Here is a 22,943-nt window from a genome sequence, read left to right on the forward strand (position 1 = left end):
ACGCGTCAGCGTTCGTGTAGCGCCTCTTGCCCTTTCAATATCGGTTTGAGCAAATAGTCGAGCACGGTTTTCTTGCCGGTCTGAATATTGACGTCGGCGACCATTCCGGGCTTGATCGGGAGGGGGCCGTCCGGACCCTGCAACGCAGCCGTGTCGGTGAGCACGCGGACTCTATAATAGGGGTCGGCGTCCTTCCGCGTCTCGTCCTTGAGGGTGTCGGCGCTGATAAACACAAGCTCTCCGGTGAGCATCCCGTAGATCGTGTAATCATAAGCCGTGATTTTGACATTGGCGCGCTGACCCGTATGCAGGAAGGCGACGTCCTGGGGCCTGATTTCGGCTTCGACATAGAGCTGATCGTCGAGCGGCACGATTTCCATGATGGTCTCGCCGGGAGAGACGACGCCGCCGCGCGTCGTCACTTTCAAATTCTTGACGATGCCGCGCACTGGCGATTTCAGCACGGCATGGGTGAGCGCGTCGCGTTTCTGTTCGCGCTGCTGCGTCAGGCTCGCAAGCTCGGCGCTCTTTTTGGTGATCTGGTCGTTGATTTCCTGAAAGTAGGAATTGCGGGCTTCCGCCAGTTGCCCCTTCAGATCGGCCAGCGTCCGCTCGAGCTCGATCTGTTTCAACCTGCTCGAAGCGCCCCGCTCCACCATCGGCTTGAGCAGTTCGAGCTGTCGGGAGGTCAGTCCGATGCGTTCGTCGAGCGAAGAAACTGCTTCCGAAAAATGTTGCCGCCGCGCATTGAAGAGGCTGATTTCGCCTCGGATGATCTCGTCGTTGGCCTTTACGTCCCGGTTGAAGTCGATGTGATCGGCGCCGCTCAGCTCCGCGTAAAGCCGGCTCAACGCGGCCTTCAAAGCGATCGTCTGGCCGTCGAGATCCTGATAGGCGGCGCGGAACTGCGTATCTTCGATGACGGCGAGCTTCTGGCCGACCGCGACCTCCTCGCCTTCCTGAACGGCAAGGGACTCCAGGATTCCTCCTTGCAGACTTTGGATAACCTGGCTGCGGCTCAATGGCTCGACCTTCCCGGCGCCATTGGTGACCTCGTCGAGCGAGGCATTAGCCGCCCAGACCAAAAAAACCACGAGACCAAGCGCGGTGATCCAGAGAAGTGGCCGCGACATTCTGTAGCGATCGGAGGCTTCGTCCTCCATCGTAGCGGCGATCAGCGCAGCCGCATTGGCGCCGATGCGTTTCATGTCCATCACTCGGCCTCCCTCGAGGGCTGTGGATGACGGGCCGGACCGACCGTGCGATTGGAGGCAAGCGCCGCGAGCACGCCCTCGACCGGCCCATGAGCGGCCGGGCGGCCCGCGTTGAGCACGATGGCGCGCTGCGTGAGGGCGAGCACCGGTTGGCGATGGGTGGCGACGACGAGCGTGCGGCCAGCGGCCCATTCCCTGATGCGGCTGATGAGCACGAGCTCCAACGCGTGGTCGATCGCCGCCGTCGGCTCGTCGAGCAGAACGATTCGCGGATCGCGCAGCCAGATGCGAGCGAGGCCGACAGACTGCCGCTGCCCCCCGGAGACGCCACCGCCGCCTTCGGTGATCATCCGATCGAGGCCGAGAGGATGTTCCTGGACGAGCCCCTCCGCGCCGACGAAAGCCAGGGCTTCCAGCAATTCCTCGTCCTGCTTCGTCTCGAGCCCGAGGCGAAGATTGTCGCGTAAGGTTCCATGGAACAGCCGCACATCCTGCGGCAGATAGGCCACCGATTTTCGTACATCCGCCGGGTCGATCTGCCTGATCTCCGCGCCGTCGAGCAGCAATTGCCCCTGCTGCACATGGTAAAGCCCAGCCATGATCTTCAGCAGCGTGGATTTTCCAGATCCATTGGCGCCGAGCAGCGCGGTGGACGCGCCGGCTTCGAATGACAGCGCGGAAATCTGCAGCGCGGGGTTGCTGTCCTTATCATAGGTGAAAGCGACGTTCTCGAATCGATAATTGCCGGATAGCCGCGGCCTGTGCACAAATTTCCTGTCGGCTGGCCGATCGACTGGCGACTCCATGAGCGCGTCGAGGCTGTCGAGCGCGGCGCGCATGTGCTGCCAGCGAGCAAAGATTCCGGCAAGCTGCGTCAGCGGCGCGATTGTCCGTGACGAGAGGATCGAGCAGGCCAGCAAGGCGCCGACCGTCATCTCGCCGTCGGCGATCCGATAGACGCCGACGACCATCACCAGCACATAGGCGATCTGCTGAACGGCGGTCGCGGAGAACATCAGCACGCTGGAGATAGTGCGCATACGCACGCCGTTTTGCGCGAGCAACGCCGTATATTCTTCCCACAACCGCTGGAAACGGCCTTCCGCTTGTGTCGATTTGACCGTTTCGATGCCGGAGAGCGCCTCCATGAGCAGCCCGTGGCGGACGGCGCCTTCGCGCAAGTGCTGTTGCGATAGCGCGGAAATCGGCCATTGCGCGATGACGCCGGGGACGACAATCAGCGGGACGGCGCAGGCAAGGACAATAGCGATCGGTCCGCCGATATAGGCGACAATGACGATGAACAAGACGAGGAAGGGAATGTCGCTCAGCGCGCCGATCGTCGCCGAGGTAAAAAACTCGCGCACCGCGTCCATTTCGCGGAGCTGACTGGCGAAAGAGCCAACCGATCGAGGCCGGGCTTCCAGCCGCAGGCCAAGCGCCCTTTCGAAAAGGCGCGCCGATAGAGTGAGGTCCAGCCGGCGGCCGGCGACGTCCATCAGATGCGCGCGCAAGATCCGCATGACGGTCTCGAGGACGATCGCCAGACCGACGCCCAGAGCGAGCACCCACAGAGTTGCGAAAGACAAATTTGGGACGACGCGATCATAGACCTGCTTGGCGAACAGCGAGGTGGCGATGGCGAGGAGATTGGCGATGCCCGCTGCAAAAGCGACTTCCAGGAAATTCGGCCAGTAACGCTTGATTTCATCCCAGAACCAATGTTTGTCCGGTGCGTCTCCAAACCCGTCGGCGCGCGAGTCGCGCCGCGCCAAAGGCGCGGCAAGGACAACAAGGCCGCTGTGGCGCGCCATCAGACTCTCGACCGGCGCCGACATTTCGCGCGTGGGCAAATCGGGCAGGACGATCTTTGCTTTGCCCTCCTTGACGCTGAGCAGCGCGGCCACGGAACCATCCTTCATCAGGAGCAGCACGGGCAGAAACCCCGAGACGATCGCGCTGATGTCCTTGCGGCGAACCTGGACGTCGAGGTCCACGCGGGCGCCGGCGCGGCGGAGCAGACCGGGGGTGAGGCGCCCGCCGTCGAGCGGCAGACCCGCCGTTAATTCCGAGGCGCTCGCTGGGCGATTGTAGAGTTGGCAAAGCAGCAGCAGCCCGTCCAGCAAAGGGTCCTGCGCGTCGGAGTCGCGCATGCGGGGGGCGGCCTTGATCGACTGAACCTTTCCCGGCTCGGTCATTTCTTCTGCTCCCCGGCGGCGATGTCGAGCAACTGCAGGAGCCTGCCGAGCGCGCTCGCCGCCGAATATTGCAGATCGGAAATCGCATATCGCGCTTCGGCGCCGTTGCGCTCGATGCGATAAACGTCCCCCTGAACCGATGCGAGATCGGTGAGCGTGCGTTCTCCGAGCAGGAACTGATCTTCATAGATTTTGCGCAGCGCCTTGGCTTTACGCAGTTGCGCCTCGAGAATACTCACTTGGCTGCGCAGGGTCGGCGCCTTGTCCTGAAAGGCGCGGACATCCTCCACTGCCTTGCGAATAGTCGTCTCGGCCGCCCATTGCGCGCTGTCGGCCTGCAGGTGAGCGGCCTCGACACGCTTGAAGTTGCTCAGCCCGACGAAGGTCGGCGCAACGAGCCGCAGACCCACGCCCGCGTCGGTCGTGCGCGTGTAGGGGTACTGCGAGTTGGCGTAGGAATTGTTCGGATATTGTCGCACGAAGCCTTCCGCGGTGAGCTTGGGAAAGAGCTCCGCTTTCGCAGAAGCCACGGCATGTTCCGCCGCCCTGCCCTTCGCCAGCGAAGCGGAAGCGGCCGGCGCCAGAGAGGCTTCGGCTCTGACATCCGTTATGTCGCCAAGCGCGAGATTGAGGTCTGGGATATCTGCGAGCTGCTTCGGCTCATATCCGACTTTCGACAGGAAAACGCTGCGGGCGTTGCGCAACTGCCCGTTGACGTTTTCGAGCTCCGACGCCGCCTCCGACTGGTGAACGCCGGCGAGCTCGACCTCGCTGTGGTCGCCGACGCCGCCCTTCGCGCGTTCCTTCGCGAGTTTGGTGAAGCGCTCATGGGCGGAAAGATTATCCTGAGCGGCGCGAACGATCGCCTCGTTACGCTTGACGGATATGTATGCCTGCGCCGCTTCGAGCGCGGCCTTCTCGTGCTCCGCCGCGAGCTCCAATCCGGCCGCTTCGCTTTCCGCATGGGCGCGATCGACGTCGGCGTCGGTCTTTCCCCAATCGTAGAGCGGCTGGCTCACGGTGAACTGGAAATCCGGCAGGCCGGCGACGCCGAGATTGCGGTAGGCCGAATGTTTTATGCCGCCCGCGGAGCCCTGCAGCGTCGGCTGATAGCCAGCCCGCGCAATATCGATGTTGACGCCCGACAAGGCAAGCTGCGAGCCGGCGCGCCGAACGCTCGAGCTGTAATCGAGCGCAGCCGAAACGGCGCCGCGCATCGTATCGAGGCTGAGGGGGCGATCCGCAACGAGGGGCGGGGCCGGAGCCTCCTTTTTGGCGACGACCTTCTCGCTCGCCACGGCGCGCGTCACAACTGCGGCGGCCATCTCAGGCGGCGTGTCATTGCCGACGCTGGAGCAGCCGTGAAGCGCGACGGCGACAAGAAGACTGTCAATCAGCATTGAAATGGGACCCCAGCTCGGCGCCGAAAAGGGACCCCTTTTGCGAAGCGGTTCTGCGGTTATCGGCGTGACGGAGGGAGGGCGTAGCCCGACCGGAGTTACGCCGATAACCGCAGCGGCCTGAATGGGGCGACGGCGTCAGGCGCGGTTTTTGAAGCGCCAGCTTTCGTTGCCGGTTTCGACGATGTCGCAGTGATGGGTGAGGCGATCGAGCAGCGCGGTCGTCATCTTGGCGTCGACGAAGACGCTGGGCCATTCGCCGAAGGCGAGATTGGTGGTGACGATCACCGAGGTGCGCTCATAGAGCCGGCTGACGAGGTGGAACAGGAGCTGGCCGCCCGCCTGCGCGAAGGGCAGATAGCCGAGTTCGTCGAGAACAACGAAGTCCATGCGGGTGAGGTAGTCGGCGATGCGCCCCTGGCGTCCAGCGCGGGTCTCCGCCTCGAGGCGATTGACGAGATCGACCGTATTGAAGAAGCGCCCGCGCAGGCCGGCGCGAATGCAGCTTCGGGCAATGGCGATGGCGAGATGCGTCTTGCCAGTTCCTGTGCCGCCGACGAGAACAATGTTTCGCTGCTGACCGACGAAGGCCCCGCTGGCGAGATCGCGCACCAGGGTTTCGTTGACTGTCGCCCCGTCGAAGTCGAAGTCGTCGATGTCTTTCGCCAAGGGCAGCTTGGCGATCGTCATCTGATATTTGATCGAGCGGGCGTGCTTTTCGGCGATTTCGGCTTTGAGAAGGTCGCCCACGATCTGCGGCGGCTCATGCTGCCGCTTGATGCCCGTCGCCATCACCTCGTCGTAAGCGCTCCTCATGCCATGGAGCTTGAGTTCTCCCATCAAATCGAAGATTTGCGTGCGTTCCATCATCAGCCCGAACTCCTCAGTTGGTCGTATCTTGCGCAATCGGCGAGAGGGGCGTGCCGGAGCGTCAGGGCGTCCGGCGTGAGGATGGTCAGCGGCGGGCCGGGATCGCGGCGACGCGCCAGAATGTTGAGAATGACGTCGGCGGAATGAACGCCCTGATCAGCCGCCTCGGTGCAGGCGGCTTCGACCGCTGGCAGTCCGTCGTCGAGAACGGCGGCGAGGATTTTCACCATCTGCCGATCGCCGTCGGCGGAGCCCGCGAGCTTGCGGCGGATCTTCTCCATGGCGGACGGCAGCACCCAGTCCTTGAACGGCGCGCCGTTCCTCAGGGCGCCCGGCTTCCTCGCCAGCACGGGCACGTAATGCCAAGGGTCATAGGCCGTCTCGTCTCGGCCAAAGCGCCTACGGTGTTCGGCGACGACAATCCCGTCCTGCCGAATGATGATGCGGTCGGCATAGGCCTGGACTTCGACGGGCCGGCCCACGGCGCTGGCCTTCACCGAGTATTTGTTGCTGTCGAAGCGGACCAGGCAGGTCTTCGACACCGCCGCGCTCACCGCATGGAAGCCGTCGAAGCGGCCCCGCAACGGCACGAGCTTTGGGCGCTCCTCCTCGAAGGCCTCCCAGATTGTTTTATCGGCAATCTCGGGATGGCGATGCGCTTTGGCGTAGGCGACGCATTTGTCGAGCAGCCAGGCGTTCAACTCGTCGTAACTCTTAAACCTCAGACGCGGCGTGAAGAAGCGCTCGCGCACCAAGCCGACCTGGTTTTCGACCTGGCCTTTCTCCCAGCCAGACGCCGGCGTGCAGGCCACGGGCTCGACGAGGTAATGCCCGCACATCTGGAGGAAGCGGCGGTTGTATTGCCGCTCCTTGCCGACGAAGATCGTCTCCACCGCCGTCTTCATGTTGTCGTAGATGCCGCGCGCGCAAGCGCCCTTGAAAAAGGCGAAGGCGCGATCGTGCGCGTCGAACACCATCTCTTGCGTCTCGCGCGGATAGGCGCGGACGAACGGCATGCGGCTATGGCAAAGCCGCATGTGGGCGACCTTCACGGTCACCGTCGCGCCGTTCAGCACGACGACTTCGTGGCTCCAGTCGAACTGATAGGCCTCGCCCGGGGAAAAGGTCAGCGGCACATAGGCCTGGGCCAGGGCGGCGCCGCGTTCCTTGCGCCAGTTTTTCGCGTAGCGGCGGACAGCGTCGTAGCTTCCGTCATAGCCAATCCCGCGCAGCTCCTCGTAAAGCCGGACAAGCGTCAGCCGTTCCCGAGGCGCCTTTGCCTCGTTCTCCGATAGGAGCCCTTCCAGTTGCTCCCGCCAGGGGCCAATCTTGGGAAGCGGCTGCGTCTCGCGTTCGTAGCGGAACTCCGTCGCGTCCGACCGAACGACCTTGCGCACCACCTTCCGCGACACGCGCAGCTCGCGACAGATCTCCTTGATCGGCTTCTTCTGGGAAAAATAGGCGCGCCGTATCTTCGCAATCGTTTCCACAACCAGCATCCCAACCCCGGCCTCCCTCGAAAAAGGAGGCCAATGTGGACCCTCAGCCCCGGGGTCCCGATTGGATGCCGATCACCCCGAAAACGGGGTCCTTATTCCACGCCGATTCACAAAGAAGACAAGACATTCCCGGTTGGACTTTGCCCCCGCCGGGAATGGCGAACTCTAATGCGAGCTGTTCAAGCAGACCGAGGATAAGGCGCCTCGTGAGGCGCCCGACACGCTTTTTCAAGCAAAATTCTCCTGGAGTAAAAATCACTCGACAAAAGCAGCTCTCCACTGCGCCGCATGCGTAGAGCGCGTCGACGAAAGCCATTCTCGCTCCAAATCAGGGATGCGAGCCCCCGCCTCTGAATCAGACTATTTCCGTTTGGCAACGCGCATCAGCGCCTGTCATTCCCGACGGGCCGGAGGCCCGATCAGGAAGGCAGAGCCACAAAAGCGCTGCTTTGCAGTGGATTCCCGATCGCTCGCTATGCGAGCGTCAGGAATGACGCCGACCAATCAGACAACCACTATCCCTTGCTGAATCCAGACATCGCCGAACGTATGAGCCGCATCGAGAGCGCTGCTGTGATAAACATCGAAGGTCACGGAACCGACTGTCTGCGTATTCGTAACCGACCACGCGCCGCCGCCATCGATGAGGTTCACAGTCGACCCTGCGCTGCCCGTGATCTCGATATGCCCGAGCGCCGACGCCGCTTCGGGTTCGTTCAACACATCGGAAAGGCGGATATCGAGCTCATTGCCGCCGGTCCCCAAATCGAACTTCTCGAAGCCCTGGACCCTGTCGCCATAATCGCCGAGGTTCAGAACCAGACCAGACCCATCCAGCGCCAGAGTATCGATCCCCTGGCCGCCATCGACGCGCGTGAAGTTGAGGCCGACAAGATGGATCGCGTCGCTTCCCTGCCCGCCATAAGCCACGTCGTGCAAGGCGCTGGTTGCAGTCGTGCCGGTCGTGTCCGTGCCGATGCCGAGTATCGTATCATTGCCCAGACCGCCGCTGATCCGATCGACGCCGTCAACGATCGGAGCGGCCCCGATCGTCGTGCCTGCGGCAACCAGCGTGTCGTTCCCGACAGTGAAGGATTGGGTGAGTTCGCTGGTCGAACCCAGGAAGCTGTAGAAGCCGCCGGCGCCCGTATTGATCCCCCAGGCACCGATGGCAAAGTCGCTTATGCCGTCGCCGTTCCAATCGCCCACGGCCGTGCTGACGCCCAGGAGAGACCCCGCGCCCAAATCGTCGAGCCTTACGGCGGTCCCGCCGGAGACCATTGCCTCAAGGTTGCCGCTTACAAAACCCCCGCCGCCGTCGCCATAGACCACATATACGCTGCCGCTGTCGGTCCCGCCCGCGTCGATCCCTGGCGCGCCGATCAGGAAATCATCGACGCCATCGCCATTGATGTCGCCGGCGCCGCGAATATCGAAACCCAGCCAGCCGTTTGTTGCGTTGGTCGACAGGCTGCTGGTCAGCGTGAAGCCGTTGGCGCCGCTCGCCGCGGTTGCAATCGACCCGGAGGCCCATCCCGATTGACTGCCGTAGAGCACGTAAACGCGCCCGGGCGCGAAACCATCCTCCAACGCATCGCCCCATTCGGGCGAGCCAATCGCAAAATCCCCAAAGCCGTCGCCATTGATGTCGCCCAATGCGGCGATCGTATTTCCTTCGCCCGAGCGCCACGCGTCAGCCGAACCGTTATTCCCATAGTCCAATTGAGCGCCGCCGAGGTCTTCTCCGACCTGAGAGCCATAGAGACGAATGGCCTGCCCCGCAGAAAGCAGAGAAGTTATGTTCACGTCAGACGCGAGACCGCCCTGCTGCCCAAAAACGAGATAGGCAGCGCCCGAGTTGAGCGCAGTTGCGTCGCCGAGCCGCGGATCGGTGACGACAAAATCGAGAATGCCGTCGCCGTTCACATCTCCCACATTCTCGACCTTGCCGCCGAAATGCGCCGCGGCAGCGTCATTCGTCCCAATCGTGGTCTGGGCGCCCGCTCCCAATTGGGTGTTGGTCACGGAGTCGTATAGACCGTTTGCGTTCCCATATAGATTCGTCCAGACCGCCGGCCCAGTGCCCGAATGACCATAGAGCACGTGCAAGGCGCCGGCGGCTAAAGCGCCGGCGGGCGACGACTCGGCCGAGTAACCGCTGGGATCGCTCAAAAGCAGATCCGCATAGCCATCGTTGTTCAAGTCCGTGCTGCCGCCCGCGGCCCCAAACAAAACGGAGCCCGTAACGCCGTGAATTGCGAACCCGTCGCTCGTCGCGGTTGTATCCATCGAGCCAAGGCTGATCGTCCCCGTGGCCGCCGCGCGTCCCCAGATGACAAAGGCGCCGTCGTTCAGCACAGATGTCACGAGAAGGTCGCTAAATCCGTCGCCGTTCAGGTCGCCGACGCCTTGCACTTGCAAGCCCTGAATGTCTTGGTCCCCGGAAACGCCCTGGCCAGTGATATGCAGCGCCTTCGACGCCGGTAGGCTATCGGCGTCGTTGGTCGACGGCAAACCGTTGGCCGAGCCATAGATCAGGTACAGTTCGGACGCCCCTCCGACCGCGTCGCCATAGTGGTCGTGCGGCCCCGAAACCGCATAGTCCATGTATCCGTCGCCGTTGAAGTCCCCCGCCGCGCTCGCCGCAAAGCCGAGACCGTCGTGAGACTGCACTGAATAACCCGCGTTCGCGGTCGTAAACGTCCCGGTCGAAACTGTGAGCAAGCTTCCGGAAGTGCTCGAGCTATCGAAATAGCCCACCTTTGCATTTCCGGCGGGGTCGGTCATTTCAACTTTCAAATTATAGACCGCGTCCGGAAGAGACGGCAGCGTGAGGCTGAGCATCGCCGAGGAGCCGGCAAACGCTGCGCTGAAATTATCGTTGCTGACCAGCACTCGCTCGCCCGCGTCAATCGCATTGTTGTTATTCGCGTCGTCCCACAAATTGAGGGTTGTATGCCCTGCTTCAATCGAGGCGGCGTCGGCCGCGTTGACGCCGCTGACATATACTGTGACTGTCGGCGTCGAGAGGGCGGTGATGTTGTCGGTGGTGCTCGGGCCAGTGTCGCTCGCACTGGCAAGGTCGATCAGCAGCGTGCCCGAGGGCGCCGTCGTATCGACCGCCACGGCGAACGGAGACGACGCCGTCCCCTCATTGCCCGCGGCGTCGGCGACCACCGCCGTATAGCTGTGCGTCCCTTCCGAGAGGCCGGAAAGCGCCAGCGTCCAACTTGTCCCCGAGACGCTCGCCGTCCCAATGAGCGTCGCGCCTTCGTAGACCCGAAGCTCCTCGCCCGCCGCAAGCGGCGCGGACAGAGTCCCGTTCAGGACCGGCGACGAATCGTCCGTCGCCGTCCCGCTGAGGTAGTTCCCCTGCTGCGTCCCGACGTTGTCGCTGAAGCTGGCGATGACAGTGGTGGTCGCCGGCGCCGTCGTATCCACCCCCACAGCGAAGGGAGACGAGGCCGTCCCTTCATTGCCGGCCGTGTCGGCGACGACCGCCGTGTAGCTGTGCGTCCCTTCCGAGAGCCCGGAGAGCGCCAGCGTCCAGCCTGTCCCCGAGACGCTCGCCGTCCCGATGAGCGTCGCGCCTTCGTAGACCCGCACTTCCTCGCCCGACGCCAGCGGCGCCGACAGCGTTCCGTTCAGAACCGGCGACGAATCGTCCGTCGCCGTCCCGCTGAGGTAGTTCCCTTGGTGCGCGCCGACGTTGTCCGTGAAGCTGGCGATGACAGTGGTGGTCGCCGGCGCCGTCGCATCGACCGCCACAGCGAAGGCAGACGACGCCGTCCCCTCATTGCCCGCCGCGTCCGCCACGACCGCCGTGTAGCTGTGCGTCCCTTCCGCAAGCCCGGAGAGCGCCAGACTCCAACTCGTCCCCGAGACGCTCGCCGTCCCGACCAGCGTCGCGCCTTCGTAGACCCGCACTTCCTCGCCCGCCGCAAGCGGCGCCGAGAGCGTTCCATTCAGAACCGGAGACGCGTCGTCCGTCGCCGTCCCGCTGGCGTAGTTCCCCTGCTGCGTCCCGATGTTGTCCGTGAAGCTGGCGATGTTGGCGGCGACAGTCGGCGCCGTCGTATCCACCGCCACAGCGAAGGGAGACGAGGCCGTCCCCTCGTTGCCGGCGGCGTCCGCCACCACCGCCGTGTAGCTGTGCATTCCTTCCGAAAGCCCGGAGAGCGCCAGAGTCCAGCCTGTCCCCGAGACGCTCGCCGTCCCAATGAGCGTCGCGCCTTCGTAGACACGCAACTCCTCGCCCGCCGCAAGCGGCGTCGACAGCGTTCCATTTAGAACCGGCGACGAATCGTCCGTCGCCGTCCCGCTGAGGTAGTTCCCCTGCTGCGTCCCGACATTGTCCGTGAAGCTGGCGATGTTGGCGGCGACAGTCGGCGCCGTCGTATCCACCGCCACAGCGAAGGGCGACGACGCCGTCCCCTCATTGCCGGCTGCGTCCGCCACCACCGCCGTGTAGTTGTGCGTTCCCTCCGAGAGCCCGGAAAGCGCCAGCGTCCAGCCCGTCCCCGAGACGCTCGCCGTTCCGATCAGCGTCGCGCCTTCGTAAACCCGCAGCTCCTCGCCCGCCGCCAGCGGCGCCGACAGCGTTCCGTTCAGGACCGGCGACGCATCGTCCGTCGCCGTCCCGCTGAGGTAGTTCCCCTGCTGCGTCCCGACATTGTCGGTGAAGCTGGCGATGTTGGTGGCGACAGTCGGCGCCGTCGTATCCACCGCCACAGCGAAGGGAGACGAGGCCGTCCCTTCATTGCCGGCGGCGTCCGCCACCACCGCCGTATAGCTGTGCGTCCCCTCCGCAAGCCCGGAGAGCGCCAGAGTCCAACTCGTCCCCGAGACGCTCGCCGTCCCGACCAGCGTCGCGCCTTCGTAGACGCGCACTTCCTCGCCCGACGCCAGCGGCGCCGACAGCGTTCCGTTCAGAACCGGCGACGAATCGTCCGTCGCCGTCCCGCTGGGGTAGCTCCCCTGATTCGTCCCGACATTGTCCGTGAAACTGGCGATGTTGGTGGCGACAGTCGGCGCTGTGGTATCGACCGCCACAGCGAAGGCAGACGACGCCGTCCCCTCATTGCCCGCCGCGTCCGCCACGACCGCCGTGTAGCTGTGCGTCCCTTCCGAGAGCCCGGAGAGCGCCAGAGTCCAGCCCGTCCCCGAGACGCTCGCCGTCCCAATGAGCGTCGCCCCTTCGTAGACCCGCACTTCCTCGCCCGACGCCAGCGGCGCCGACAGCGTTCCGTTCAGAACCGGCGACGAATCGTCCGTCGCCGTCCCGCTGGGGTAGCTCCCCTGATTCGTCCCGACATTGTCCGTGAAACTGGCGATGTTGGTGGCGACAGTCGGCGCTGTGGTATCGACCGCCACAGCGAAGGCAGACGACGCCGTCCCCTCATTGCCCGCCGCGTCCGCCACGACCGCCGTGTAGCTGTGCGTCCCTTCCGAGAGCCCGGAGAGCGCCAGCGTCCAGCTCGTCCCCGAGACGTTCGCCGTCCCAATGAGCGTCGCGCCTTCGTAGACCCGCACTTCCTCGCCCGACGCCAGCGGCGCCGAGAGCGTTCCATTCAGCACCGGCGACGCATCGTCCGTCGCCGTTCCGCTGGCGTAGTTCCCCTGCTGTGTCCCGATATTGTCCGTGAAGCTGGCGATGACGGCGGCGACAGTCGGCGCCGTCGTATCCACCGCCACAGCGAAGGGCGACGACGCCGTCCCCTCATTGCCGGCTGCGTCCGCCACCACCGCCGTGTAGTTGTGCGTTCCCTCCGAGAGCCCGGAAAGCGCCAGCGTCCAGCCCGTCCCCGAGACGCTCGCCGTTCCGATCAGCGTCGCGCCTTCGTAAACCCGCAGCTCCTCGCCCGCCGCCAGCGGCGCCGACAGCGTTCCGTTCAGGACCGGCGACGCATCGTCCGTCGCCGTCCCGCTGAGGTAGTTCCCCTGCTGCGTCCCGACATTGTCGGTGAAGCTGGCGATGTTGGTGGCGACAGTCGGCGCCGTCGTATCCACCGCCACAGCGAAGGGAGACGAGGCCGTCCCTTCATTGCCGGCGGCGTCCGCCACCACCGCCGTATAGCTGTGCGTCCCCTCCGCAAGCCCGGAGAGCGCCAGAGTCCAACTCGTCCCCGAGACGCTCGCCGTCCCGACCAGCGTCGCGCCTTCGTAGACGCGCACTTCCTCGCCCGACGCCAGCGGCGCCGACAGCGTTCCGTTCAGAACCGGCGACGAATCGTCCGTCGCCGTCCCGCTGGGGTAGCTCCCCTGATTCGTCCCGACATTGTCCGTGAAACTGGCGATGTTGGTGGCGACAGTCGGCGCTGTGGTATCGACCGCCACAGCGAAGGCAGACGACGCCGTCCCCTCATTGCCCGCCGCGTCCGCCACGACCGCCGTGTAGCTGTGCGTCCCTTCCGAGAGCCCGGAGAGCGCCAGCGTCCAGCTCGTCCCCGAGACGTTCGCCGTCCCAATGAGCGTCGCGCCTTCGTAGACCCGCACTTCCTCGCCCGACGCCAGCGGCGCCGACAGCGTTCCGTTCAGAACCGGCGACGAATCGTCCGTCGCCGTCCCGCTGAGGTAGTTCCCTTGGTGCGCGCCGACATTGTCCGTGAAGCTGGCGATGACAGTGGTGGTCGCCGGCGCCGTCGCATCGACCGCCACAGCGAAGGCAGACGACGCCGTCCCCTCATTGCCGGCGGCGTCCGCCACCACCGCCGTGTAGTTGTGCGTCCCTTCCGAGAGCCCGGAGAGCGCCAGCGTCCAGCCCGTCCCCGAGACGCTCGCCGTCCCGACCAGCGTCGCGCCTTCGTAGACGCGCACTTCCTCGCCCGCCGCAAGCGGCGTCGACAGCATTCCATTTAGAACCGGCGACGAATCGTCCGTCGCCGTCCCGCTGAGGTAGTTCCCCTGCTGCGTCCCGACATTGTCCGTGAAGCTGGCGATGTTGGCGGCGACAGTCGGCGCCGTCGTATCCACCGCCACAGCGAAGGGCGACGACGCCGTCCCCTCATTGCCGGCTGCGTCCGCCACCACCGCCGTATAGCTGTGCGTCCCTTCCGAGAGCCCGGAGAGCGCCAGCGTCCAGCCCGTCCCCGAGACGCTCGCCGTCCCGACCAGCGTCGCGCCTTCGTAAACCCGCAGCTCCTCGCCCGCCGCCAGCGGCGCCGACAGCGTTCCGTTCAGGACCGGCGACGCATCGTCCGTCGCCGTCCCGCTGAGGTAGTTCCCCTGCTGCGTCCCGACATTGTCGGTGAAGCTGGCGATGTTGGTGGCGACAGTCGGCGCCGTCGTATCCACCGCCACAGCGAAGGGAGACGAGGCCGTCCCTTCATTGCCGGCGGCGTCCGCCACCACCGCCGTATAGCTGTGCGTCCCCTCCGCAAGCCCGGAGAGCGCCAGAGTCCAACTCGTCCCCGAGACGCTCGCCGTCCCGACCAGCGTCGCGCCTTCGTAGACGCGCACTTCCTCGCCCGACGCCAGCGGCGCCGAGAGCGTTCCATTCAGAACCGGAGACGCGTCGTCCGTCGCCGTCCCGCTGAGGTAGTTCCCCTGCTGCGTCCCGATGTTGTCCGTGAAGCTGGCGATGTTGGTGGCGACAGTCGGCGCCGTCGTATCCACCGCCACAGCGAAGGCCGCCGACGCGGTCCCCTCATTGCCGGCCGCGTCCGCCACCACCGCCGTATAGCTGTGCGTCCCTTCCGCAAGCCCGGAGAGCGCCAGACTCCAACTCGTCCCCGAGACGCTCGCCGTCCCGACCAGCGTCGCGCCTTCGTAGACCCGCACTTCCTCGCCCGCCGCAAGCGGCGCCGACAGCGTTCCGTTCAGAACAGGCGATGAATCGTCCGTGCTCGTCGCGCTGGGGTAATCGCCCTGGTGCGCGCCGACGTTGTCCGTGAAACTGGCGATGACAGTGGTGGCCGCCGGCGCTGTGGTATCGACCGCCACAGCGAAGGCAGACGACGCCGTCCCCTCATTGCCCGCCGCGTCCGCCACGACCGCCGTGTAGCTGTGCGTCCCTTCCGAGAGCCCGGAGAGCGCCAGCGTCCAGCCTGTCCCCGAGACGCTCGCCGTCCCAATGAGCGTCGCGCCTTCGTAGACCCGCAACTCCTCGCCCGCCGCCAGCGGCGCCGACAGCGTTCCGTTCAGGACCGGCGACGCGTCGTCCGTCGCCGTTCCGCTGGCGTAGTTCCCCTGCTGTGTCCCGATATTGTCCGTGAAGCTGGCGATGACGGCGGTGGTCGCCGGCGCCGTCGTATCGACCGCCACAGCGAAGGCCGCCGACGCCGTCCCCTCATTGCCCGCGGCGTCCGCCACGACCGCCGTGTAGCTGTGCGTTCCCTCTGAGAGGCCGGAGAGCGCCAGCGTCCAGCTCGTCCCCGAGACGCTCGCCGTCCCGACCAGCGTCGCGCCTTCGTAGACCCGCACTTCCTCGCCCGGCGCCAGCGGCGCCGACAGCGTTCCGTTCAGAACAGGCGATGAATCGTCCGTGCTCGTCGCGCTGGGGTAATCGCCCTGGTGCGCGCCGACATTGTCCGTGAAACTGGCGATGTTGGTGGCGACAGTCGGCGCTGTGGTATCGACCGCCACAGCGAAGGCAGACGACGCCGTCCCCTCAATGCCCGCCGCGTCCGCCACGACCGCCGTGTAGCTGTGCGTCCCTTCCGAGAGCCCGGAGAGCGCCAGCGTCCAGCCTGTCCCCGAGACGCTCGCCGTCCCGATGAGCGTCGCGCCTTCGTAGACCCGCACTTCCTCGCCCGACGCCAGCGGCGCCGACAGCGTTCCGTTCAGAACCGGCGACGAATCGTCCGTCGCCGTCCCGCTGAGGTAGTTCCCTTGGTGCGCGCCGACGTTGTCCGTGAAGCTGGCGATGACAGTGGTGGTCGCCGGCGCCGTCGCATCGACCGCCACAGCGAAGGCAGACGACGCCGTCCCCTCATTGCCCGCCGCGTCCGCCACCACCGCCGTATAGCTGTGCGTCCCTTCCGCAAGCCCGGAGAGCGCCAGACTCCAACTCGTCCCCGAGACGCTCGCCGTCCCGACCAGCGTCGCGCCTTCGTAGACCCGCACTTCCTCGCCCGCCGCAAGCGGCGCCGAGAGCGTTCCATTCAGAACCGGAGACGCGTCGTCCGTCGCCGTCCCGCTGGCGTAGTTCCCCTGCTGCGTCCCGATGTTGTCCGTGAAGCTGGCGATGTTGGCGGCGACAGTCGGCGCCGTCGTATCCACCGCCACAGCGAAGGGAGACGAGGCCGTCCCCTCGTTGCCGGCGGCGTCCGCCACCACCGCCGTATAGCTGTGCGTCCCTTCCGCAAGCCCGGAGAGCGCCAGACTCCAACTCGTCCCCGAGACGCTCGCCGTCCCGACCAGCGTCGCGCCTTCGTAGACCCGCACTTCCTCGCCCGCCGCAAGCGGCGCCGACAGCGTTCCGTTCAGAACAGGCGATGAATCGTCCGTGCTCGTCGCGCTGGGGTAATCGCCCTGGTGCGCGCCGACGTTGTCCGTGAAACTGGCGATGACAGTGGTGGCCGCCGGCGCTGTGGTATCGACCGCCACAGCGAAGGCAGACGACGCCGTCCCCTCATTGCCCGCCGCGTCCGCCACGACCGCCGTGTAGCTGTGCGTCCCTTCCGAGAGCCCGGAGAGCGCCAGCGTCCAGCCTGTCCCCGAGACGCTCGCCGTCCCAATGAGCGTCGCGCCTTCGTAGACCCGCACTTCCTCGCCCGCCGCCAGCGGCGCCGACAGCGTTCCGTTCAGGACCGGCGACGCGTCGTCCGTGCTCGTCGCGCTGGGGTAATCGCCCTGGTGCAACCCGACATTGTCGGTGAAGGTCGCAATCGTCGCCGTCGTGATCGGCGCCGTCGTATCGACCGCCACAGCGAAGGCCGCCGAGGCCGTCCCTTCATTGCCGGCGGCGTCCGCCACGACCGCCGTGTAGTTGTGCGTTCCCTCCGAGAGCCCGGAAAGCGCCAGCGTCCAGCCTGTCCCCGAGACGCTCGCCGTCCCGACCAGCGTCGCGCCTTCGTAAACCCGCACTTCCTCGCCCGACGCCAGCGGCGCCGACAGCGTTCCGTTCAGGACCGGCGATGAATCGTCCGTCGCCGTCCCGCTGAGGTAGTTCCCCTGCTGCGTCCCGACATTGTCGGTGAAGCTGGCGATGACGCTGGTGGCCGTCGGCGCCGTCGTGTCCACCGTCACCACGAAGGGAGACGAGATCGGACCATCAATGCCGGCCGCGTCCGCCACCACCGCCGTGTAGCTGTGCGTTCCTTCCGAGAGGCCGGAAAGCGCCAGCGTCCAGCTCGTCCCCGAGACGCTCGCCGTCCCAATGAGCGTCGCGCCTTCGTAGACGCGCACTTCCTCGCCCGGCGGCAGCGGCGCGGAAATCGCGCCGTGCAGAACCGGCGAGGCGTCGTCCGTCGCGGTCCCGCTCGCATAATCACCCCGGTTCGCGCCGACGCTATCGCTGAAACTCGCGATCCTCGTTGCGATGGAGTCGATATAATCGACTGTCGCAGGGGGAGCGGTGTTTCCGTTGATGTCGGTCGCCGTCGCCGTCACCAGCCCGCTGGTCTGGGCTGTTGGGGCCTCGATAAGGTAATGGCCCGCCAAATCGGCGACCGTCGTCGAGGTCGAACCGTCCGGCCAGGTGACGGTCACCGTCGCGCCGGGCTCCGCGGAGCCCGAGGCTTCGGGCTGATCGTAACTATTCGCCTCGGCGACGGCGAGCGTCAGCGCCGGCGGGGTCGTGTCGGTATAGGTCGCCGTCGTGGCTGGGCTTACCTCGCCGGCGAGGTCCGTCGCCGTCGCCGTCACCAGGCCGCTCGGCTGCACTGTCGGCGCCTCGACCGCATATTGACCGGCGGCGTCCACCACCGTCGTCGAAATCGAGCCGTCCGGCCAGGTCACCGTCACCGTCGAGCCGGGCCCCGCCACGCCCGCCGCTTCCGGCAGGCCGTCGGCGTCGGCGTCGGACACAGCGAGCGTCGGCGGATCGATAAAGATCGTCGAGGCGGCCGGACCCACATTGCCGTTGATGTCCGTCGCCGTCGCGGTCACCGGCCCGGTCGGCTGCACTGTCGGCGCCTCGACCGTGTATTGACCCGAGGCGTCGGCCGTCACGGAAGATGTCGTTCCATCCGGCCAGGTCAGCGTTACGGTGGAGCCGGGCTCGGCCGTCCCCGAGGCCTCGGGCCGGCCGTTGAGGTTGGCGTCTATGGCGGCAAGCGTCGGCGCCGCGGGGGGCGTCGTGTCCGTATAGGTCGCCGTCGCCGACGGACTGGTTGCGCCAGTGGGGCTAGTCCCCACCGCTGACACTGCGCCATTCGGCTGAACCGTCGGCGACTCGGCCGTGTAATGGCCAGACGCGTCCGCCGTCGCTACGGACGTAGAGCCGTCGGGCCAAGTCACCGTCACCGTTGAGCCGGGCGCCGCAGTCCCCGCGACTTCCGGTCGGCCGTTGGCGTTGGCGTCGGAGAGCGTCAACGTCGGCGCCGCAGGCGCAACCGGCGCGGCGGGCGGAAACCAGGCGAAAGGATATGCGCCGCCGCCACTGCCGCCGCCCCCGGCGGCCGCAACGCCAGCCGCGGCGCCTCCGGCGCCGAGCAGCGCCAACGGCAAGAGCGCCATATCGGGCAGGCCGCCGGCGTGCTCCGGCGCGCTTTGATCATCGATGCGCGCGCATGAATCCTCCGCCAGGATCGGCTGAAGGATTCCCTGGCGGTCGTCCCTGAAGTTTATTTCGATGTAGCGACCGTCGACGCCCTCGGCGTCAGCATCCGCGCAGTCGTCTTTTTCCAGAAACAAGACCGGACGGCCGTCCGCGTCGTCTCTGAAGAAATTGTTCAGGCGGATCCATTCGCCATTCGTCAACACGAGAATAAGATCGTCGCCCTGACGCTCGTAAACAGCAACCCTGTTGGCGTGAAGCGCCAAAGCCACGCGCTCGGCATGGCCTGCATCCAGAGTGGCCCTCTTCCCGGAAAGAATGACCGTGTGCGCGGAGTGCGATCCAGAATTGACGACTTGCGTGCGAAGCTTCATCCCAGCCCTCCGTGGAAGCCTTGCGCCGCTCTGCGTGCGGGCCTCCATCAACACGATGCAAAAGAAAACACATTGGCTCGACGACGCGGCGCTCGAACCGATCGGCGACGCAACGACGACCTCGGCGGCCGCCGTCGTTCACTGGATTCCATATCGGTCGCGAGTGTGCGCGCTTCCGAAGCGGACGTCTTGCGTGTGGAGGAACTGTTTTTGATCCAGCCTGATCAGGCTTCCAGTTTAGCTTCGAAAAATCGCTTTATCTCGGCAATGGAGCCGGCCAAGGCAATCCCATGAGAAATTTCACTCGGCCTGCGTCCGCTTGTTTACAAACGACGCAAATGAGTGCGGGAACAAATTAGAATAGCCTCAATAAACCTTGCGCCCTTTTCTCATCGAGCGGAATCGCTCACGCCGACATGCGTCGCGGCTTGCGCGGAAACGATCGCTTTCACCCGCGCCGACAACGCGCCAAGGTCTTCTTCGCCGAAGGTTTCTGTTTCGAGCAGACGCTCCGCCGACTCGCGATGCACGGATGCGCAAGCGCGCAGAACCTCGGTCGCCCGCTCGAACGCCTCCTCGACGAGACGGCCGATCGCTTCGTCGATCCTTGCGCTGGTTTCGTCGCTCATTTCCGATTGCTGCGGACCCAGCCCCTGTAAATCCAGATAACGCGGGCGTTCGACGACGAAAGACGCGCGCCCGAGCTCTTCCTCCATTCCGTAGCGCGTGACCATGGCGCGCGCCATCTCCGTCGCGCGTTGGAGATCGTCCGCGGCGCCCGTCGTCGCCTCTTGGAAAATGAGCATTTCAGCCGCTCTACCGCCGAGCAGCACGGTCATGCGGTGGAGCAGCTCCGTCCGCGTCATCAGATAACGATCTTCTGTTGGCATTTGCATCGTATAGCCGAGCGCCCCGAGGCCGCGCGGGATGATCGAGACTTTCTTGATCGCATCGACGTCCGGCAGCGCCATTGCGACAATGGCGTGGCCCATCTCGTGATAAGCCACGATTCGCCGCTCACGCGGATTGAGAATGCGCTTGCGCTTCTCGGGGCAGGCGAGAACGCGCTCGATCGCCGCGGTAAAGTCGGCGGCCGAAACCGCCGTCGCCTTGCGCCGCGTCGCCAGCATCGCCGCTTCATTGACCAGATTGGCGAGATCGGCGCCGGTGAACCCCGGCGTCATCGCCGCGATCTGCGCCGCATCCACGTCGCCGTCCAATTTGACCTTTGCCAAATGCACCTGAAGAATGGCGACACGGCCGTTCTTGTCTGGCCGATCGACTGAGATCTGACGGTCGAAACGCCCCGCGCGCAAAAGGGCCGGGTCGAGCACCTCCGGGCGATTGGTCGCGGCGAGCAGCACCACGCCGACCGTTGGATCGAAGCCGTCGAGTTCGCTCAGGAGCTGGTTGAGCGTCTGTTCTTTCTCGTCGTGGCCGCCGCTCAGGCCGGAAATCCCTCTGGCGCGCCCGAGCGCATCCAATTCGTCGATAAAGATAATGCAAGGCGCGGTGGCGCGCGCCTGCGCGAAGAGATCGCGAACGCGCGCGGCGCCGACGCCCACGAACATTTCGACGAATTCCGAGCCGTTGATTGAAAAGAAGGGAACCCCCGCCTCGCCCGCCACCGCGCGCGCCAGCAAGGTCTTGCCTGTTCCGGGCGGGCCGACGAGGAGGATGCCCTTGGGCACATGCGCGCCGAGCCGGCCATAGGTCGCCGGGTCTTTGAGAAACGCCACGATCTCTTGAAGCTCTTCCTTGGCTTCATCGACGCCGGCGACCTCGCGGAAGCCGATCCGAATATCCTTTTCGACGAAGATTTTGGCCTTGCTCTGCCCGACGGACATGATGGAGCCGAGCCCCTGCCCGAGGCGGCGGGAAACAAAGCTCCAAATGAGAAAGAAAATCGTCGCCGGCAAAATCCAGGAAAGAAGAGTCGACACCCAGGTGCTTTCGGCGGCCCCGGAATATTTCACCTTCGCGGCTTCCAGCTCTTGGGCGAAATTCGGGTCGACGCGACGGGCGAAAATGTCCTTGCGCCCGTCGCGCATCGGCGTTTTCAATGTGGCGCGCACAGTTTTTTCGCCGACCTCGACATCGGCGATCTTTCCCTCACGCAGCATGTCATAGAATTCGCTGTAAGAGACGATCTGGACGCGGCTGCTTGTGTCCAGAAGCTGGTGGATGAGGAGGATCGCCGAGAGGGCAAGCAGGAAATAGCCGATGTCGAAACGTGTCCTCGGCTTGTCGCTGGATTGATCCATAATGGTTTTTCCCCACCGGACGCCGGCCGATCCCGTCCCGGGAAGCCTGCTCGAGCATAACCTTGCCGCACGCCCGTTCAATCGGCGGCGACCACCCTGCCCTGCTCCGTCACCGGCGGCGTTCGGAAAGGGGCCTCCAGCTCCGCCGCGATAGCGCGTACAATATCCGCTCGCGTTACGATCCCGACCATCCGGCCGTCGTCGCAAACGAGAACCCGCTTGATCTTATGCGCCTCCATCAGGCGCGCGATCTCCTCGACCTCCGCTGTTTCGGCGACCGCGATGACCGGATGCGACATCAGCTCTCTGACGCAACGACTGTCGCTCCGGGCGGCGGCCAGAAATTTCTCATCCAGCGGCTCACCTTCCGCCAATTGGGCGAGCCACCATTGGGCGCGCTCCTTCCGGCGCAGCTCATTGGCGGCGGCGAGGTCGCCCTCGCTGATCATCCCGACGGGCTTTCCCGCCTCGAGGACCGGCGCGGCGCTGATCGATTTCTCGATCAACAGCCGCGCGACGTCGCGCATGGTCGCATCGCTCTCAACGAAGGCCACGTCTGTCGTCATAATATCTTTCGCGCGCATGTTCGGCTCCGGGGCCGCGAGGATGGCTCGATCGGCGCCTGTCATTGTCAAGTATGTTCAATGCGGCGTTTCACAACCTGAGCATGCTCGGCTTCGTGCAAGCGGTCGCGACCCTGTCCTGGCGAGCAACCGCGGCGCAACTCGAAAAACGGCCTTATCGGCAGGGCGTCTGGAGCGGGCGCCGGTTATCGCCTGCGACCGGATATTTCGCCCGTCTTTTCCGCCCGATCGCGTTTCAGCATGGCCGCAAGCGTCTGCTGCAACATGTCCGCGACAGCGCGGCGATCGGCCTCGGGATCACGAAGGGGCAGCGCTTTCAACCCGTCGATCATCGCGATCATGATCGTCGCCGTCGTCTCGGGATCGAGGGCCGGATCGATCGCTCCCCGCTGCTGCCCCTGCCGTAGCACATTTGCCAGAATGCTGCGCAGCCTGCGGCTGTGCGCCTGCACCAGCTTCGCCATGCCGGCGTTGCGCGTGCTCTCCGCGAGCATTTCGAAGACGAGCTGCGAACGGGCGTTCGGCCCGCTGGGAACGAGCTGGCTGATTTCCTCGACGAGTGACGCCACGACGCCGCCCTCCTCGATCGGCAATTGCTCGAAGCGCCGGCTGATGTTGTCGAGCCAGGCCTCGGAGAGCGTGGCGACGATCGCGTCCTTGCTTTTGAAATAATGATAGAGGTGGCCCGGGCTGATTCCGGCCTCCTTGCAAATGTGCGCGATCGAGGCGCCCTTGAGCCCGCTGCGCTCGAAGCAGCGTCTGGCGGCCGACAGAATTTCCTGCCGCTTTTGATCGTGCCGGGCGGGATCGAGCTTTCTCATGCTGCCCTTCCAAAAACTAGAGCAGCCGCTCTAGGAATCTTGACCCGCCGCTCCCGTCGT

At 65.2% G+C, this 22,943-nt stretch carries 9 protein-coding genes; all 9 read right to left on the reverse strand.

Features of this window, described 5'->3' with window-relative positions:
* Positions 1-5: 5 nt before the first annotated feature.
* Positions 6-1,214, reverse strand: coding sequence for an HlyD family type I secretion periplasmic adaptor subunit (locus tag QMG84_RS15655; RefSeq protein ID WP_281932039.1), 1,209 nt, complete (start codon positions 1,212-1,214; stop codon positions 6-8).
* Complete coding sequence (locus QMG84_RS15660) at positions 1,214-3,412, reverse strand: type I secretion system permease/ATPase (protein WP_281929026.1); 2,199 nt, start codon at positions 3,410-3,412, stop codon at positions 1,214-1,216. The genes QMG84_RS15655 and QMG84_RS15660 overlap by 1 nt, the downstream gene beginning before the upstream one ends.
* Positions 3,409-4,812, reverse strand: a complete 1,404-nt coding sequence (locus QMG84_RS15665; RefSeq protein WP_281929028.1) for a TolC family protein — start codon at positions 4,810-4,812, stop codon at positions 3,409-3,411. Before QMG84_RS15665 ends, QMG84_RS15660 begins: the two co-directional genes overlap by 4 nt.
* A gap of 138 nt (positions 4,813-4,950) precedes the next feature.
* The gene (gene istB / locus QMG84_RS15670; RefSeq protein WP_281932041.1) at positions 4,951-5,679 is read right to left on the reverse strand and encodes an IS21-like element helper ATPase IstB; all 729 of its coding nucleotides are present in this window, start codon (positions 5,677-5,679) and stop codon (positions 4,951-4,953) included.
* A gap of 2 nt (positions 5,680-5,681) precedes the next feature.
* Complete coding sequence (gene istA / locus QMG84_RS15675; RefSeq protein WP_281929030.1) at positions 5,682-7,181, reverse strand: IS21 family transposase; 1,500 nt, start codon at positions 7,179-7,181, stop codon at positions 5,682-5,684.
* A gap of 504 nt (positions 7,182-7,685) precedes the next feature.
* Positions 7,686-19,214 carry an Ig-like domain-containing protein gene (locus tag QMG84_RS15680; protein WP_281929031.1) on the reverse strand — a complete coding sequence of 3,843 codons (11,529 nt, stop codon included), beginning with the start codon at positions 19,212-19,214 and terminating at the stop codon, positions 7,686-7,688.
* Between the two features lie 389 nt (positions 19,215-19,603).
* A complete protein-coding gene (gene ftsH / locus QMG84_RS15685) occupies positions 19,604-21,478 on the reverse strand; it encodes an ATP-dependent zinc metalloprotease FtsH (RefSeq protein ID WP_281929032.1) in 1,875 nt (624 codons plus the stop codon).
* A 77-nt stretch (positions 21,479-21,555) separates the two neighbouring features.
* The gene (locus tag QMG84_RS15690) at positions 21,556-22,062 is read right to left on the reverse strand and encodes a CBS domain-containing protein (protein ID WP_281929033.1); all 507 of its coding nucleotides are present in this window, start codon (positions 22,060-22,062) and stop codon (positions 21,556-21,558) included.
* A 185-nt stretch (positions 22,063-22,247) separates the two neighbouring features.
* The gene (locus QMG84_RS15695) at positions 22,248-22,883 is read right to left on the reverse strand and encodes a TetR/AcrR family transcriptional regulator (RefSeq protein ID WP_281929034.1); all 636 of its coding nucleotides are present in this window, start codon (positions 22,881-22,883) and stop codon (positions 22,248-22,250) included.
* Positions 22,884-22,943 lie beyond the last annotated feature (60 nt).

The sequence above is a fragment of the Methylocystis iwaonis genome, assembly GCF_027925385.1.
In the GTDB taxonomy this organism is placed as follows: Bacteria; Pseudomonadota; Alphaproteobacteria; order Rhizobiales; family Beijerinckiaceae; genus Methylocystis; species Methylocystis iwaonis.